Here is a 16,007-nt window from a genome sequence, read left to right on the forward strand (position 1 = left end):
CGCCCGTTCTGCATTGAGGCGCGAGTCTCGGTCAAGGCAACGCCCCTGTCCCGCGCTAGGATGCGCCCATGACTCCGGCCATCAACCTGCTCAAGCGCGAGAAGATCGCCCACACCGTGCGCAGCTATGTGCACGACGCCCACGCCGAATCGTATGGCGGCGAAGCCGTCGACAAGCTCGGCCTCGACCCGGCCCAGGTCTTCAAGACCCTGCTGGCCAGCACTGAAGCACATGAACTGCTGGTGGCGATCGTGCCGGTGGCCGGCCACCTGGACCTGAAAGCGCTGGCCGAAGCGGCCGGCTGCAAGAAGTGCGAGATGGCCGCCGCCGACGCCGCGCAGCGTGCGACCGGCTACCTGGTCGGCGGCATCAGCCCGCTGGGGCAGAAGAAGCGCCTGCGCACGTTCCTGGATGCCAGCGCGCAGGTGTTGCCCACGCTGCACGTCAGCGCCGGCCGCCGTGGCATGGAAGTGGAACTGGCGCCGGCCGACCTGCTGCGCCTGACCGCCGGCCACTACGCTGCCATCGGCAAGGCACGCTGATGCGCTGGCCGTGGTCTGCGGCGCCGCCGCCCAGGCTGGAAGACGCGCAGGCCGATGTGCTGCTGCAGGACCTGCTGTCGCGCGACGCGACGCGCATCACCGACGCCGCCCGCATCGTCGCACGACTGTTCAGTGCACCGTCGCTGGACGCATTGGCCGCGCATGTGGACCTGATTGAACGTAGCTGCCACAGCATCACCCTCGGCGGCATGCTGATCAGCAACCAGGCGCATCTGGAGGCGGCCCTGAAACGGCTGCGTCACTGGCAGGCGCACGCAGGCTGCCTGTGCGCGCTCAATCCCGGCTACCCGTTCTTCGATCCGCGCCGCTTGATCGAACAAGGGCAGATGCAGCTGCTCGCGTTGCAGGAGGCCGAGGATGGTTGGGGCGATTGCCACAACGTTGCCTGCATGCACTGCGGCCAGCATTGGCAGGCCATCGACCGCGAGTACCACTACCCGTGGTGGGAATGGAAAGCTGCCTGAAGGCCAGGCAGCCAAGCATGGCGTGGCTCTACTGCGGTCCGTACACTCACGCGATGCGTGGATGACCAATATCGCTCACGGCCGCCAGTTCGCGTTGCTCTCCCAGAACTCGACAGAACACCGGTAGGCCTCGCGGTCCAACGGCACGCCGGAACCGCCCTCTTCCACGCCCAGCGCATTGCGCATCATCGTAATCGGCGCCATCGGCACCTCTGCCGGCTCGGCAGTATAGATACAGCCGACGATGCCCCAGTCGGCCTCGATCGGCGAGCCTTCCTTCGCCAGCTGCTCGGCGCTGTACAGGATCACCACCAGATAGTTCGCACGCGGCGACTCCACGCCCTCGAACCAGCGCACCAGCACCGGCAGTTCGTCGCGATTGCGTGCCTCGTAACCACTGCGCAGCAGATGGCGGTTGGCCTCGGTGATCGGCACGGTCAGGCAGCGCGTGCTGGTCCAGTTCTCGTAGACGAACAGTTTGCAGAACGGCGCATAGCCGTCCAGTACCTTCATCGGCGCGTGCGCGTTGAGGTGCGCTTCGAACTGTTCGGCAGTGCAGTCCTGGATCGTGTTGCCACGCGGTACGCGCGGGAACAGGCGGGGACGGGCGAAATCGGTGAGAACGATGGACATGGCGCGGCGTGATCAGGGAATCCGCTGCACAGAGTACCTGCCCACGCCGCATGGAGGGCGGGATGCCGATGGTCACTGGCATCGGCAACCGTGTTGGCGCACCCTGCAGGCGACCCCATGCAAGGATTGCCGGCTCATGGATGCACTACCCCGCTCCGCCCGTCGTCGCCGCTGGCCGCGCGTGCTGGCCTTGCTCCTGCTGGTCCCCCCCCTGTTGTTCACCGCCGCCCTGCTCTGGCCGCTGTCTGCACCACCGCTGCCCCACCCCGGCAACAGTCACGTGATCGTCAACGCACGCGTGGTGGACATCGCCCGCGGCCAGGCCAGCGAACCCACCACGGTGACCGTGCGCAACGGCACCATCACCGCCATCGGTGAAGACCCGCCGGAGACCACGTTGCCGGTTCTCGATGCGGGCGGACGCTGGCTGCTGCCCGGTTTCTGGGACATGCACACCCATGCACTGCAGCTGTCACCGCAACTGCAGTTTCCGTTGATGCTGGCCAATGGCATTACCGGTACCCGCGACATGATGGACTGCCCACAGGCCACCGATCCGCTGATCGCCTGCGTGGCCGACAAACGCCGCTGGACCGCACAGGCCATTGCCGGGCAGCAGGTTGCACCGCGCTTCGTACAGATCGCCAGCTTCTATTTTGAAGACCCGGCGCTGACGCCAGATGCAGCGGCCGCACGTGCACACGCGTACCGCGCACGCGGCGTCGATGCGTTCAAGGTCTACAACCGCCTTCGCGCCGAGACCTACCAGCGGCTGGCCAGCGAAGCGCGGCAGCTGCATCTGCCCCTGGTCGGACACCTGCCCAGGGCGGTCCCGCTGGAAGCCGCATTGCACGCGGGCCAGCGCAGCTTCGAGCACGGCCATCTGTTCGTGCGCCATTGCTTCGACAACGCGGCGGCGTGGCGCGGTGGCACGCTCGACAGCGAGGATCCAACCGCGCTGGCCGAACGCATGGTCGGCGGCTACCAGCCCGCGCTCTGCAACGAGGCGTTCGGTGTGATGCAGGCCAGCGGTGCCGCGTTCGTACCAACCCATGTCACCCGCGAAGAGGATGCACGCGCGCGCGATCCGGCGTTCGTCGACGACCCGCGCCTGGCCTATCTGGATCCGCTCTCGCGCTGGGCATGGCGTGATGACCTGCAGGCCACCGTGGCGCGCTACCCCGGCCTGCGCGGCGAAGACGCACTGAAGGCCTACTTCGAGCACGGGCTGGCGCTGACCGGCACCGCGCATCGTGCGGGCGTCACCGTGCTGGTCGGCACCGATACCGGGCTGGGCGGCTTCCGCTACCACGATGAACTGCAGTGGCTGCGGCAGGCCGGCTTGAGCCAGGCCGACGTGCTGCGCGCAGCCACGCTGCAGGCCGCGCGCCATCTGGACCTGCAGGCATTGCATGGCAGCGTCGAGGTCGGCAAGGTGGCCGATCTGGTGCTGCTCGATGGCAATCCGCTGCACGAAACCGCCAGTACCCGCCGCGTGCACGCGGTGCTGCTTGCCGGCCATCTCTACGACCGCCCGCGGCTGGATGCGCTGCTGGCCTATGCGCGCAAGCAGGCACGTTCGCCCGCCGTGATGGCGCGGTTGTTGTGGGGCTTCATCATCAGCCCCGTCAGTGCCGAGCTGTAGCGGCAGCTACAACGCCATCCGCTCGCGCAGTTCACGCGCCTGCCGGCGCGACACCTCCACCTCGCTGCCGTCATCCAGCGCCAGGTCATAACCATCAGCGATGCTGGGCGTCACGCCGCGGATGCGGCGCAGGTTGACCAGCGTGTTGCGGTTGGCACGGAAGAACAGATCCTGTGGCAGGCGTGCCTCCAGCGCGCTCAGGCTGCGGGTCAGCAGGGCGTTCTGGTCGCGGAACCACAGCCGGGTGTAGTTGCCATCCACCACCAGCCGGCGGATCTCGGACACCGCTACGAACCAGCAGCGTTCGCCCTCGCGCACGAACACCTGGTCCTGCGCGCCCAGCGTGCCGCGCGACTCCGGCGTTTCGGCCGCCACCACTTCGCGCTGGCGCGCCCGCTGCAACGCCTCCAGCAACCGCGGCGCTTCCACCGGCTTCACCAGGTAGTCCAGCGCATTGGCCTGGAACGCGCGCACCGCGTAGGTGTCGTAGGCAGTAACGAAGACCACGGCCGGCACCACCTCCAGGCTGTCCAGCACGTCGAAACCGCTGCCGGAGGGCATCTGCACATCCAGCAGCACCAGGTCCGGGGCCAGCGTGGCGATCGCCTCGCGCGCGGCCGGCACATCGTCGGCCTCGCCCACGCACTGCACCCACGGCAGCGCCGACAACAGCGTGCGCAGCTCCTGGCGCGCCAGCCGTGCGTCATCAACGATCAACACACGCAGCACGCCACTCATTGCGGAATCTCCAGCAGGGCCTGCATGCGGTCGCCGACCGGCTGCAGGGTGAAACGACCCTGCGTGCCAAGCTGCGCACGCAGGTAGGCAAGGCCAACGCCATGGCCATGGGTGGGCTCGTTGGCGCTGCCCAGCGGATTGTCCACCTGCAGACGCAGCACGTCATTGTCCAGCGTGGCACGGATCTGCACCTCACCGCCGCCCGGGTGGCTGGCGCTGCCATGCTTGATCGCATTCTCCACCAGCAGCTGCAGCGCCATCGCCGGCAGCTGTGCCTGCATGGCATCGGCATCGATCTGCCGGTTCACCTGCAGGCGCTGTTCGAAGTGGACTGCCTCGATGGCCAGGTAGTCGTCCACGACCACCAGTTCCTCGGCCAGGGTGACCTGCTCGCTGCGGTTGTGTGCCAGCGCCTGGCGCAGCGTGCGCGACAGGCGGGTGACCATGTCGCGCGCACGCTCCGGGTCTTCCAGGATCAGCGCGCGCAGGTTGTTCAGCGCATTGAACATGAAATGCGGGTTGAGCCGTGCACGCAGTGCATCGCGCTCCAGCGCGCTGCGCTCGGCCTCGGCACGCAGGCGCGCCAGTTCCGCACTGCGTATCCGGCGCAGGCTGTGCAGGCCTGCCCAGAGCGCTGCCCACAGGGCCAGCATCACCGCAGTGGTGTACCAGTAGAGCAGCAGCGCCTTAGGGCTGAAGTCGGCCGTCTGCCGCCCCAGGCTCACCCAGTTCCAGGCCAGCGCCGAGTGCAGCGCGATGTTCACCAGCAGCTGCGCCACTGCCGCGCCCAATGCCACCGACAGCGCCAGCCGCAGCAACAGCCCGGCCGTGCCGCGCGCCCACCAGTCGGCACGCAGCGCCAGCGCACGGATGGCACCGCTGCACCCGAACAGGGCCAACGCCAGACCCAGCGTGATCAACACGCCTGCGCTTCCGGCATCGCTGAAATAGGCCTGGCGCAGGCCGATTCCGGCAACGCCATAGAGCGCCCACACCAGCGCATTGAGCAGCCAGAAGCGTACCGTCGAGGAGGAATCCGGCATGTCCATTTCGAGGCGTGTTGAAACTCAGTGGTGGTGGTCGAGGAAGGCCTGCACCTGACTGCGCAGCCAGCGCGGATCATCCCACATCAGGAAGTGGAAACCCTGCGCGCTCATCGCGATCTGCACGCCTTGCAGTTTCGCGTACTGCGCCTGGAACACCGCGCGCGTGCTGTCCTCGGTGCCGCCCATCGGCTGGTAGTCGGCCCAGCTGCCCAGCACCAGCGTCGGTGCGGTGATCGAGGCGATGCTGTCACGCAGGTCGGTGGTCATCACCGCATGCATGGCATCGGCCGTGGTCTGGCGGTCGCTGGCTTCGCCCCAGCGGCCCAGCTCGGCCTGCCGCTGCGGATCGCGGGTCATCCCCGGCAGGCCGGCCTTCAGCTGCGCCTGCCATTGCGCAGCGTCGGCGGCCAGCATGCCCTTGCGCAGCTGGTCGGCCATCGGCCGCACGCTGTCAGCGGTAGCCTTCGGGTCACGCGCGGCCGGCAGGAACGGCAGTGCGTCAACCACCACCAGCGCGCTGACCGCCTTCGGCTCGGTCTGCGCCATCTGCAGGCCCAGCAGGCCACCGAGGCTGTGGCCAACCACCACCACCGGCCCCAGGTGCTGGTCATGCAGGTAGGCCAGCAGCTGCCCGCGCATCGCCGGCAGGAACTCGGCCGGGCGCGGATCGGCCGCAAGCGCACCGGCAAAGCCCGGCAGCTGCACCAGATGACACTGCACAGCTTTCAGGGCCAGGCAGGTCTCGCGCCAGACCCCGGCGCTGCTGTTCAGGCCGGGGATCATCAGCAGCGGGCGACCTTTGCCGACCACCTCGACCTGCACCTTACCCGCCGCCGGGGCGCTGGCGGCGTGCGCCGAGCCGGAACCGAGCACGGCCATCGCCATGCCGATCATCGCCAGCCGGGCCAAGGCCTTCATTGCATACCAGAGTGCCAGGAAGATCTTCATCATTTGCTCCTTCGTCGGGTGGGTGTTGCCGGGATGGGAACAGCGTGGCGCCGACCACGGCACCCGGGTTGCGATTTCGGAGCAGCGGCCGATCGCCGGGGCGAACGGTCGCAGGCGACGGACGGTGCACACCCGTACGAATTGACAACATCCATCTTGATGGAGCGATATACTGATCCGCACCCGCCGCTGCCGCCCGTACCATGACCGCCATCAGCTTCGAGTTCTATCCGCCCAAGACCGACGAACAGCGCAGCCAGCTGGATCGTGCCGCAGCCAAGCTGAAGGACTACGGCCCCGAGTACGTGTCCTGTACCTTCGGCGCTGGTGGCTCGACCCTGAGCTATACCTCCGAGACCGTGCGCCATCTCAACCAGCACCATGGCTTCGAGGCGGCGCCGCATCTGTCCTGCGTCGGCGGCACCCGCCAGGAGATCCGCGAACTGCTCAAGCTGTACCGCGCCATCGGCTGCCATCGCCTGGTCGCGCTGCGCGGCGACCTGCCCTCCGGCATGGGGTTTCCCGGCGACATGCGCTACGCCGCCGAGCTGATCGAGTTCATCCGCGCCGAACACGGCGATGCGTTCCGCATCGAAGTGGGCGCCTACCCTGAGACCCATCCACAGGCCTCCGATGCACTGGCCGACCTCAAGCACTTCAAGGCCAAGATCGATGCCGGCGCCGACGCGGCGATCACCCAGTATTTCTACAACCCGGATGCGTACTTCCACTTCGTCGATGCCGTGCGCCGGCTCGGTGTGCAGGTACCGATCACGCCGGGCATCATGCCGATCGCCAACTTCAGCCAGCTGCGCCGTTTCTCCGAGCAGTGCGGTGCGGAAATCCCGCGCTGGATCAGCCGCAAGATGCAGGCCTATGGCGATGACGCCGAATCGGTGCGGGCGTTCGGTACCGAAGTGGTGGCCAGGCTGTGCCAGCGCCTGGTCGAGGGCGGCGCGCCGGGCCTGCACTTCTACACCCTGAACCTGGCCAGGCCGACCACGTCGGTGCTGAAGCTGCTGCACGGCTGAAAGCACGCCATGCCACCACGATCGGCGCTACCCTGCGTCGATGAACCGGCTTTCTTTCCTGCTGTTGCTGCTGTCATTGTGCTCGGCATCGAGCGTGGTCCATGCGCAGTCCCCACGCTTGAACCGCTGCACTGATGCACGGGGGCAGAGCGTGTACACCGACCGCCCCTGCGACAGTGTCGGCGCCCGATCGCGATTGCCACCGCCCGCGCCCACCGGCAGCACCCTGTCGCGCGACACCCTGGGGGCGCGCTGCCCACGTCGCCTGAGCGAGCTGGTGGACGCACTGCGCGTCGGCATCCTCAGCAACGATGTGAACCGGTTGTCGTCGCTATACCTGTGGGGCGCAGTCTCCGATGCCGGTGCGCAGCGCATCCTCGGTCAACTGGAATCGCTGGCGCGGCGGCCACTGGTAGACGTGGTACCGGTGTATCCCTCACAGGCGCTGCCACAATCGCAGGATGAGGATCAGGGCCCTGCGGCGCAGGGATCCGACCCGGAGCCGCCGACCGTGCGGCATCCGATCGGCCTGCGCCTGGAACAGACCTTGCCCGGCAGCGTGTCGCGCGCTTCGACGGTGCTGGGGTTGCGGCGGCAGTATGGGTGTTTCTGGATCACGTTGTAACCGGACGGGTCGGATCCCTTTCCAGCGGAAAGGGCTCCGGCCCCGGATTGCCGCGATGGGGTCAGAGCCCCGCTGCGCAGGGATCGGACCCCGCATGCCGGCTCACGCCGGCCACAGCCCACGAATCGCAGCGATACCCTGCCCACCATGGCGACGGGCTTCGGCGATATGGCCGGCGGCCATCCCACCCAACGCGTAGATCGGCAGCGACACCTGCGCGCGCAGCGCGGCGAAGGCCTCCCAGCCCAGCGGCACCGCATCGGGATGGCTGGCCGTGGCCTGCACCGGGCCGAGCACCGCGAAGTCGCAGCCCAGCCGCTGCGCCGCCTGCAGCTGCTCCAGGTCGTGGCAGGACGCGGCGACAAGCTGCCCTTCCGGCAAGGGCCGTTCCTGCAGGTCCTGCAGCTGCTCGCTGCCCAGGTGCACCCCCACGCCCAGTGCACGTGCCAGCGCGACATCGCGGTTGAGCAGCCATTGCACGCCGCGACGATGCGCGCGCACGGCCTGTTCGATCATCGCCTGCCGTTGCGGGTGTTCCGGTGGCAGGCGCAGCTGGATGCGCTGCTGGCCCGCCGCGACCGCGCGCTGCAGGCAGTCATGCCAGTGCTGCACGCCGCTGGCATCGTCAGCCGGCGCCGGCGTGATCAGGTAGCGGTCCGGTTGACGCAGTGCGGCCACCACCGGCAGGTCGGCCGGCGGCATCGAATAGCGGCCCAGCTTGTCCTGCGCCACCCAGGTGATCGCCTGGCCTTCGCGGCCACGCGGGGTGCCTTTCCAGCTGCGCACATGGCGCACTTCCAGGGTCAGGTGCTTGTCCGGATAGCGCTGCGGCACGTCCATCAGCCACTCGCCGACATCGGCCTCGATGCCCAGTTCCTCGCGCAGCTCGCGCACCAGCGCCTGTTCGGAGGTCTCGCCGGATTCGCGCTTGCCGCCGGGGAACTCCCACAGGCCGGCCATGTCGCGGTTCTCGGTACGGCGGTTGAGCAGCACGCGGCCACGGGCGTCGGTGATGACGGCGGCCACGACGTGGATCGATCGGGTGGGGGAAGGCATGGAGGAAGCATGCCCAGAACAGGGCGGCCGGCGCAATCACGGATCCGGTGCAGCTCCCCCGCAACAAACGAAAAGCCCCGCTTTCGCGGGGCTCTTCGGGATCAGCTCAGCTGGCCGTGGCAGTGCTTGTACTTCTTGCCACTGCCGCACGGGCACGGATCATTGCGGCCGATCTTCGGCTCGTCGCGCTGCAGCGTGGCCACCCCCTGCTGGGCGGCCTGCACCTGCGCGGCTTCCTCGTCGGCACTGTAGCCGCCTGCATCCTGGTGCTGGAACTGCGACTGGCTCAGGCGAGCCTGCGCCTGCTGGCGCTCGGCGGCCTCCAGGGCCTGGACTTCCTCGTCGCTGCGGATACGCAAGCGGGCCAGCAGGGTCACCACTTCGCGCTTGACGTTCTCCAGCATGTCCGAGAACAGCTCGAAGGCTTCCTTCTTGTATTCCTGCTTGGGCTGTTTCTGCGCGTAACCACGCAGGTAGATGCCCTGGCGCAGGTAATCCATGCGCGCCAGGTGCTCCTTCCAGCTCTGGTCCAGCACGGTCAGCATCACGTGCTTCTCCAGCGCGCGCATGGTCTCTTCGCCCAGGCTGGCTTCCTTCTCGGCGAAGTGCTGGTTGACGCGCTCCTGGACCTTGCTGGCGATGGCCTCGGCGTCCAGTTCCTCATGCTGCTTGACCAGGTCGGTCAGCGACATCTGCAGGCCGAAGTCCGACTCCAGGGTCGCTTCCAGGCCACGCAGGTCCCACTGCTCGTCGATCGAGTTCGGCGGCACGAAGCGCGCAACGATGTCGAAGATCACGTCGTCACGGATGCCGTCGACGTTGTCCTTCACCGATTCGGCGTCCAGCAGCTCGTCGCGCTGGGCGTAGATCACCTTGCGCTGATCGTTGTTGACGTCGTCGAAGTCCAGCAGGTTCTTGCGGATGTCGAAGTTGTGGGCTTCGACCTTGCGCTGCGCCTTTTCGATCTGGCGGCTGACCAGGCGGTCCTCGATGACGTCGTCTTCCTTCATGCCCATCATGCGCATGGCCTTCTGCACCCAGTCGGAGGCGAAGATGCGCATCAGGTTGTCTTCCAGCGACAGGTAGAAGCGGGACGAACCCGGGTCACCCTGGCGGCCCGAACGGCCACGCAGCTGGTTGTCGATACGACGCGATTCGTGGCGCTCGGTGCCGACGATGTGCAGGCCGCCGGCCGCCTTTACTGCCTCGTGGCGCTTCTGCCATTCGGCCTTGACCGCGGCCTTCTGCTCGTCGGTCGCGTCCTCGCCCAGGGCGTGGATCTCGGCTTCCAGCGAGCCGCCCAGCACGATGTCGGTACCACGGCCGGCCATGTTGGTGGCGATGGTCACCGCGCCCGGACGGCCGGCGTTGGCGACGATGGTGGCTTCGCGGTCATGCTGCTTGGCGTTGAGCACTTCGTGCTTCACGCCGGCCTTGCTCAGGTGCTCGGACAGCATTTCCGAGGTTTCGATCGAGGTGGTACCCACCAGCACCGGCTGGCCGCGCTTGGCGCACTCTTCGATGTCGGCCAGCACCGCATTGAACTTGCCCTTGCGGTTGAGGAACACCTGGTCCGGGCTGTCCTTGCGGATGGTCGGGCGGTTGGTCGGGATCACCACCACTTCCAGGCCATAGATGCTCTGGAACTCGAACGCTTCGGTATCGGCCGTACCGGTCATGCCGGACAGCTTCTTGTACATGCGGAACAGGTTCTGGAAGGTGATGCTCGCCAGCGTCTGGTTCTCGCGCTGCACCGGCACGCCTTCCTTCGCTTCCACCGCCTGGTGCAGGCCATCGGACCAGCGGCGGCCGGCCAGGGTACGGCCGGTGAACTCGTCGACGATGACCACTTCGCCGTCGCGCACGATGTAGTCAACGTCGCGCTGGTAGATCGCGTGCGCGCGCAGGGCGGCGTTGAGGTGGTGCACCACGGTCAGGTTCTGCGCCGCGTACAGGCCTTCGGTTTCGCCATCGAGGATGCCGGCCTCGACCAGCAGCTGCTCGGCGTGCTCCATGCCCGCTTCGGACAGGTGCACCTGCTTGCCCTTCTCGTCGACCCAGAAATCCCCTTCGCCGTCTTCCGCTTCCTGCTTGACCAGGTGCGGCACGACACGGTTGACGCGGATGTACAGCTCCGGGGAATCATCGGCCGGACCGGAGATGATCAGCGGGGTGCGCGCTTCGTCGATCAGGATGGAGTCGACTTCGTCGACGATGGCGTAGTGCAGGCCGCGCTGGTAGCGGTCGGCCTTGGACAGCGCCATGTTGTCGCGCAGGTAGTCGAAGCCGAATTCGTTGTTGGTGCCGTAGGTGATGTCCGCAGCGTATGCTTCGCGCTTGTCGCTGTGCGGCATGCCCGGGTACACCACGCCCACGCTCAGGCCCAGCCAGTTGTACAGCTTGCCCATCTGCGCGGCGTCGCGGCGGGCCAGGTAGTCGTTCACGGTGACCACGTGCACGCCCTTGCCTTCCAGCGCGTTGAGGTACACCGGCAGGGTCGCCACCAGGGTCTTGCCTTCACCGGTGCGCATTTCTGCGATCTTGCCCAGGTGAAGCACCATGCCGCCGATCAACTGCACGTCGTAGTGGCGCATGCCCAGCACGCGGCGACCGGCTTCGCGGCAGACCGCGAACGCTTCCGGCAGCACCTTGTCCAGGGCTTCACCGCCAGCGATGCGCTGCTTGAACTCCGGCGTCTTGGCCTGAAGCTGCTCGTCGGACAGCTTCTCGATCTCCGGCTCCAGCGCATTGATCTTGGCGACGATGCGGTTGAGCTGGCGCAGCTGTCGTTCGTTACGACTGCCAAATACGCGGGTAAGCAGGCTGTTGATCATTGAAGGAACCGGGTTGGATGGACACGACGCCCGGCCTCCCCCTTGGGATCCGTCCGCCGCAAACGAAACAGGGCGCCTGGCGCCCTGTCGATGGCAACACCCATTGTAGCTTGGGACGGCCGGCTGAGGTTTCAAGCGCCAATCCGGTCGCAATCGCCCCGGATTCGGCAAAGAAACACGGATACGGGGCCAGAGCCCTCCCGCGGCGCGGAAGGGATCCGACCCGGGCATCAGCCGCGGCTGACGCGGCCGACCGGCGTGTTGCCGCCGTCGCCGAGGAACTTGCGCGGGTTGACCACGTTGCCGTTTTCCCACACTTCGAAGTGCACGTGGGCACCGGTCGAACGGCCGGTGGAACCGGCCTTGGCCACTTCCTGGCCGGCACGGACCAGGTCGCCGGCCTTCACCACCAGGCGCGAATTGTGCGCGTAGCGGGTGACATAGCCATTGCCATGGTCGACATCGACGACATTGCCGTAGCCGCCCTTCACGCCGGCGAAGCTGACCACGCCCTCGGCCACGGCCATCACCGGGTCACCGACCTTTGCGTGGAAGTCCATGCCCTTGTGGGTGGCGGCGCCGCGGCCGAACGGGTCGGCACGGGTGCCGAAGCCGGACGTCACATAGCTGTTGCGGATCGGCATGCGCGACGGCACCGCGTTCTGCTGCAGCTGGTGGTCGAACATCAGCGATTCCATCACCGACAGCTGGCGGCCTGAAGCAGCGAAGCGCTGCTCCAGCACCTGTAAGTCGGCGTTGACGTCCTTGACCGGGATGTCGCTGGTCGGGCCGCCTGCGTCACCGTCACCGAGGCCCGGGGTCTCGTTGAAGTCGAACTCGCCGTCCTCCAGCTTGCCCATCTGGGTCAGCCGTTCGCCGAGGGCGTTGAGGCGGGTCGCCTGGGCCTGCAGCTCGCCGAGGCGGGCCGCCAGTGCATTGACCTGGGTCTGCGCATCGCGCTTGACCTTGGCCAGTTCCGCATCCTGGCGCTCGACCTTGGCCTGCAGCCGGGAATCATTCAGCGCGCTGGCGCCAATGCCGCCAGCAAGGCCGATAATGCAGCCTACCCCGAGCACGCTGCCCAGCAGGGCGCGGGGGCGGTCCTCGAAATAGAACCGCAAACGCGCGATCGGCGACGACTTGGCCTGTCCTTCACGCGTTTTGATTACGATCTTTTTGAATGCCATCAGTGAGTTTTCATGTCTGAGCCGAAATCCAGCGTTCGCCCCGCGTCGGCACCGAAACCGGCGCTGGATGCGGTAATGGCGGACAAAAGCGGCAACCCGCTGCGGCGTGCCTTGTGGCTCGACGCGCTGGACCGTCAGTTGCGCCCCCAGTTGCCGCCACCTCTGCGCAGCCGTTGCCGGCTGGCCAATGTGGACGGGGAACACCTCGTTTTTCTCGTCGAGTCCCCGGTCTGGCATGCCAAGTTGCGGCTTGCCGAAGCCCAGCTGCTCGACGCGGCCCGTTCCATCGGGCTGAAGGCCACCAGGGTGACCATCAAGACTGCGTCTCCCACTCCCACGCGCTCCCCAGCGCTCGACAACCGGAATGGACCCCACGCAGTTTCAGCCGCCACGCACAAAGGGCTACGCGACGCCTTGGCTTGCCTGCAGGACGTTCCTTCGAAGCCGAAGAAACGGTCCTGATGGCAACGGAGCATCCGGCTCCGCTCCCCGTCGCGCGTGTCACCACGGCGTGAAACATTTCGGGGGCCGGGTCGCATCCTAGCGGCCATCCGGGGGCCTGTCGTTAGATTGTTGTTAAAACTGCGTTAAATTCAGGCTTCTGATCCAACAGGTTCACAAAACCGTGACCTTGAACCAGCCTTGACGTCTTTCAAGCACGCTGAATGCGTCGGCGACGGCGGAAACAAGAACGCCGCCCAGGAAGGCGGCGTTTTTATCTTTAAATTCAACAGCCTATGAAATCAGGCATACGCCGGGGTGGCGTATTCCACCGGATCCGGTGTGGCCGGCGAGTCGAAGCTGACCCATTCCCAGGCGCTGGCGTCGGCCATCAGGGCCCGCACCAGCTTGTTGTTGAGCGCGTGGCCGGACTTGAAGCCCTCGTAGGCGCCGAGCACCTGGCCACCGGCCAGATAGAGGTCGCCGATGGCGTCAAGAATCTTGTGGCGCACGAATTCGTCGGCGTAGCGCAGGCCGTCTTCGTTGAGCACGCGGAACTCGTCCAGCACGATGGCGTTGTCCATCGAACCGCCCAGGCCCAGGTTGCGCTCGCGCATGTACTCCAGGTCACGCATGAAACCAAAGGTGCGCGCGCGGGAGATTTCCTTGGTGTAGGCCAGCGTCGAGAACTCGATTTCCTGGCGCGACTGCTTGGCCGGAATCATCGGGTGGTCGAACTGGATGGTGAAGCCCAGCTTGTAACCCTCGTACGGGGTGAAGCGGGCCACCTTGTCGCCCTCGGTCACTTCCACGGTCTTCAGCACGCGGATGAAGCGCTTGGGCGCATCCTGTTCCACGATACCGGCCGACTGCAGCAGGAACACGAACGGACCGGACGAACCGTCCATGATCGGCAGCTCGGCCGAGGACAGTTCGACGATGATGTTGTCCACACCCAGGCCGGCCAGCGCCGACATCAGGTGTTCGACGGTCTGGATCTTGGCGTCGTTGCAGGTCAGGCCGGTGCACAGGGTCACTTCGGTGACCAGTTCGGCCTTGGCCGGCACTTCCACCACCGGGTCCAGGTCCACGCGGCGGAACACGATGCCATGGTTGACCGGTGCCGGGCGCAGGGTCATGTAGACCTTGTCACCACTGTGCAGGCCAACGCCGGTGGCGCGGATCGTGTTCTTGAGGGTGCGTTGCTGGATCATGGGGATGGACCGGAAGTGACACATTAGATTAACACGCGCACTCCCCTACCCTGGCTGAAACGCCAGTGACAGCCACCGGCAGGACACGCCGGCACGCCGCTGGGAAAGCGCGTGAAGCAGGGCGGCCGGGCCCATCCTGGCCCGGCGCCCGCATTTTCAGGACATGGTGGCGCAACCCGGGGAGGACAACCCCGGGCCGCCCCGCTTAGTCCGCCTGGCGGCGCAGGAAGGCCGGGATGTCCAGGTAGTCGTTCGGCAGTTCCGCCGCTGCCGGGGCCGAAGCCGCCGGGGCCGACGGGGCGGAAGCCGCCGCGGTATCGCTGCTGGCGCGACGCAGGCCCAGGCCCATGCCGCCCACGGCCTTGGACACGGCGTCGCCGCCGTTGTCGAACTCGCCGAACTCCGGCTGGCCGGTGGTGGCGTTGCGGACCAGCTTGATCGGTGCACGCTCGCCCGGACGCTGGGTCTTGCTGGCCGAGACGCGGTTCAGGCCAGTGGCCACCACGGTCACGCGCACTTCGTCCTGCATGTCCGGGTCCAGCACGGTGCCGACCACGACGGTGGCGTCTTCCGAAGCGAAGCCGTCGATGGTGCGGCCGATCTCGTCGAACTCGGCCATGGTGAAGTCCGCGCCGGCGGTGATGTTGACCAGGATGCCGTTGGCACCGGCCAGGTTCACATCGTCCAGCAGCGGGTTCTGGATCGCCGATTCGGCAGCGGCCTGGGCGCGGTCATCGCCCCGTGCGGTGCCGGTACCCATCATCGCCAGGCCCATTTCGGACATGACGGTGCGCACGTCGGCGAAGTCGACGTTGATCAGGCCCGGACGCACGATCAGGTCGGCGATGCCCTGCACGGCGCCCTGCAGCACGTCGTTGGCGGCGCGGAAGGCCTGGATCATGGTCGCGTTGCGACCCAGCACGGTGATCAGCTTCTCGTTCGGGATCGTGATCAGCGAGTCGCAGTGCTGGCTCAGTTCCTCGATGCCCTTCAGCGCCACCTGCATGCGGCGACGGCCTTCGAACGGGAACGGCTTGGTGACCACGGCCACGGTCAGGATGCCCATTTCCTTGGCCAGCTGCGCCACCACCGGCGCAGCGCCGGTGCCGGTGCCGCCGCCCATGCCGGCGGTGATGAACACCATGTCGGCGCCCTGCAGCGCGTCCATGATGCGCTCACGGTCTTCCAGCGCGGCCTGGCGGCCGACTTCCGGGTTCGCGCCTGCGCCCAGGCCCTTGGTCACGTTGGTACCCAGCTGCAGCTGCAGCTTGGCACCACAATTCTTGATGGCCTGCGAGTCGGTGTTGGCGGTGATGAACTCCACGCCGTCCACCGCCGAGTTGACCATGTGCGCCACGGCATTGCCGCCGCCGCCGCCCACGCCAACCACCTTGATCACCGCATTGGGTGCCATCTTTTCGATCAGTTCAAAATGCGCCATGTCCGTGTCCTCGTTGTATCCGCTTGTCGGTGGCATGGACGGTCGGGCCTCCTGCCTTCGCGTGTCATGTTGCCGTTGCGGCTGTGTGGGTTGTGTAGTGCGTTGTTGCGTTGTGATGCGGGTACTGCGGGTGTTGCGCCG

15 protein-coding genes are annotated in these 16,007 nt (G+C 66.8%); 6 read left to right on the forward strand and 9 right to left on the reverse strand.

The window, feature by feature from the left end:
* Positions 1-68: 68 nt before the first annotated feature.
* Both ybaK and AC2A1N_RS00285 read left to right on the forward strand, forming a co-directional pair.
* Positions 69-542, forward strand: coding sequence for a Cys-tRNA(Pro) deacylase (gene ybaK / locus AC2A1N_RS00280; protein ID WP_061478380.1), 474 nt, complete (start codon positions 69-71; stop codon positions 540-542).
* Positions 542-1,027 (forward strand): hypothetical protein, encoded by a 486-nt coding sequence (locus AC2A1N_RS00285; RefSeq protein ID WP_061478381.1) that lies wholly within the window; start codon positions 542-544, stop codon positions 1,025-1,027. Before ybaK ends, AC2A1N_RS00285 begins: the two co-directional genes overlap by 1 nt.
* A gap of 75 nt (positions 1,028-1,102) precedes the next feature.
* Here AC2A1N_RS00285 and AC2A1N_RS00290 read toward each other — a convergent pair whose 3' ends face one another.
* Positions 1,103-1,660, reverse strand: a complete 558-nt coding sequence (locus AC2A1N_RS00290; RefSeq protein WP_242891019.1) for a DUF3228 family protein — start codon at positions 1,658-1,660, stop codon at positions 1,103-1,105.
* Positions 1,661-1,796: 136 nt separating this feature from the next.
* Between AC2A1N_RS00290 and AC2A1N_RS00295 the strand changes: the two genes are divergently transcribed.
* Entirely contained in the window at positions 1,797-3,305 is a 1,509-nt protein-coding gene (locus AC2A1N_RS00295) for an amidohydrolase family protein (protein WP_484371193.1), read from the forward strand.
* A gap of 6 nt (positions 3,306-3,311) precedes the next feature.
* Here the strand turns inward: AC2A1N_RS00295 and AC2A1N_RS00300 are convergent, their stop codons facing one another.
* Genes AC2A1N_RS00300 through AC2A1N_RS00310 form a run of 3 tightly spaced genes read right to left on the reverse strand, consistent with a single transcriptional unit; the run spans position 3,312 to position 6,037 of the window.
* Complete coding sequence (locus AC2A1N_RS00300; protein ID WP_061478383.1) at positions 3,312-4,043, reverse strand: LytR/AlgR family response regulator transcription factor; 732 nt, start codon at positions 4,041-4,043, stop codon at positions 3,312-3,314.
* Positions 4,040-5,086, reverse strand: a complete 1,047-nt coding sequence (locus AC2A1N_RS00305) for a sensor histidine kinase (protein ID WP_484371196.1) — start codon at positions 5,084-5,086, stop codon at positions 4,040-4,042. Before AC2A1N_RS00305 ends, AC2A1N_RS00300 begins: the two co-directional genes overlap by 4 nt.
* 24 nt (positions 5,087-5,110) lie before the next feature.
* Positions 5,111-6,037, reverse strand: coding sequence for an alpha/beta fold hydrolase (locus AC2A1N_RS00310; RefSeq protein WP_242891025.1), 927 nt, complete (start codon positions 6,035-6,037; stop codon positions 5,111-5,113).
* Between the two features lie 203 nt (positions 6,038-6,240).
* Here AC2A1N_RS00310 and metF point away from each other — a divergent pair, with 203 nt between their 5' ends.
* Together metF and AC2A1N_RS00320 are read left to right on the forward strand one after the other, a co-directional pair.
* Positions 6,241-7,068, forward strand: coding sequence for a methylenetetrahydrofolate reductase [NAD(P)H] (gene metF, locus AC2A1N_RS00315; RefSeq protein ID WP_242891027.1), 828 nt, complete (start codon positions 6,241-6,243; stop codon positions 7,066-7,068).
* A gap of 40 nt (positions 7,069-7,108) precedes the next feature.
* Positions 7,109-7,693 (forward strand): DUF4124 domain-containing protein, encoded by a 585-nt coding sequence (locus AC2A1N_RS00320; RefSeq protein WP_242891029.1) that lies wholly within the window; start codon positions 7,109-7,111, stop codon positions 7,691-7,693.
* A 102-nt stretch (positions 7,694-7,795) separates the two neighbouring features.
* Here the strand turns inward: AC2A1N_RS00320 and AC2A1N_RS00325 are convergent, their stop codons facing one another.
* The 3 genes from AC2A1N_RS00325 to AC2A1N_RS00335 form a co-directional block, all read right to left on the reverse strand.
* Positions 7,796-8,749 carry a Nudix family hydrolase gene (locus tag AC2A1N_RS00325; RefSeq protein ID WP_242891031.1) on the reverse strand — a complete coding sequence of 318 codons (954 nt, stop codon included), beginning with the start codon at positions 8,747-8,749 and terminating at the stop codon, positions 7,796-7,798.
* A gap of 101 nt (positions 8,750-8,850) precedes the next feature.
* Positions 8,851-11,583 (reverse strand): preprotein translocase subunit SecA, encoded by a 2,733-nt coding sequence (gene secA / locus AC2A1N_RS00330; RefSeq protein ID WP_484371199.1) that lies wholly within the window; start codon positions 11,581-11,583, stop codon positions 8,851-8,853.
* A 230-nt stretch (positions 11,584-11,813) separates the two neighbouring features.
* On the reverse strand, positions 11,814-12,770 hold the full coding sequence (locus AC2A1N_RS00335) for a M23 family metallopeptidase (protein ID WP_033834438.1): 957 nt from the start codon (positions 12,768-12,770) through the stop codon (positions 11,814-11,816).
* A 12-nt stretch (positions 12,771-12,782) separates the two neighbouring features.
* Here AC2A1N_RS00335 and AC2A1N_RS00340 point away from each other — a divergent pair, with 12 nt between their 5' ends.
* Positions 12,783-13,232 (forward strand): DciA family protein, encoded by a 450-nt coding sequence (locus tag AC2A1N_RS00340; protein WP_049413132.1) that lies wholly within the window; start codon positions 12,783-12,785, stop codon positions 13,230-13,232.
* A gap of 281 nt (positions 13,233-13,513) precedes the next feature.
* On the opposite strand, the gene lpxC is transcribed toward AC2A1N_RS00340, so the two are convergent.
* Together lpxC and ftsZ are read right to left on the reverse strand one after the other, a co-directional pair.
* Positions 13,514-14,425, reverse strand: a complete 912-nt coding sequence (gene lpxC / locus AC2A1N_RS00345) for a UDP-3-O-acyl-N-acetylglucosamine deacetylase (RefSeq protein WP_061478389.1) — start codon at positions 14,423-14,425, stop codon at positions 13,514-13,516.
* Positions 14,426-14,630: 205 nt separating this feature from the next.
* Positions 14,631-15,866, reverse strand: a complete 1,236-nt coding sequence (ftsZ, locus tag AC2A1N_RS00350) for a cell division protein FtsZ (protein ID WP_005415297.1) — start codon at positions 15,864-15,866, stop codon at positions 14,631-14,633.
* Positions 15,867-16,007: the final 141 nt, after the last annotated feature.

It is taken from the genome of Stenotrophomonas maltophilia group sp. SKK55 (assembly GCF_057179845.1).